Annotated in this window: 1 protein-coding gene; it reads right to left on the bottom strand. The window is 62.9% G+C overall.

From position 1 onward, the window contains the following. The coding region (locus tag NKI47_RS35060) for a GTP-binding protein (RefSeq protein WP_352596439.1) at nucleotides 1-539 on the bottom strand (539 nt) is incomplete at both ends.

The raw sequence follows: 539 nt of genomic DNA, 5'->3' as shown, positions 1-539 counted from the left end.
CGGCATCAGGAACGGCTTGTCGAGCGGACGCACCGGCGTCGGGATGTAGGCATCGACCGCAGCCATCAGTTCGCGGATGGCGTCCTCGCCGATCTTCTTGTCGGAATCTTCAAGTGCGGCAAGCGCCGAACCCTTGACGATCGGAATGTCGTCGCCGGGGAACTCGTTCTTGGTCAAAAGCTCACGCACCTCGAGCTCAACCAGCTCGAGCAGCTCGGCGTCGTCGACCTGGTCGACCTTGTTCAAGAACACCACGATCGAGGGCACGCCGACCTGGCGGGCCAAAAGGATGTGCTCGCGGGTCTGCGGCATCGGGCCGTCGGCGGCCGACACCACCAGGATCGCGCCGTCCATCTGCGCGGCACCGGTGATCATGTTCTTCACATAGTCGGCGTGGCCGGGGCAGTCGACATGGGCATAGTGGCGGTTGGCGGTCTCGTATTCGACGTGCGCCGTCGAAATGGTGATGCCGCGCGCCTTCTCTTCGGGCGCCGCATCGATCTGGTCGTAGCGCTTGTATTCGCCAAAATACTTGGTGA

The sequence above is a fragment of the Mesorhizobium sp. M0633 genome (assembly GCF_040320645.1).
Classification (GTDB): domain Bacteria; phylum Pseudomonadota; class Alphaproteobacteria; order Rhizobiales; family Rhizobiaceae; genus Mesorhizobium.
This window is presented reverse-complemented; position numbering and strand designations above follow the sequence as displayed.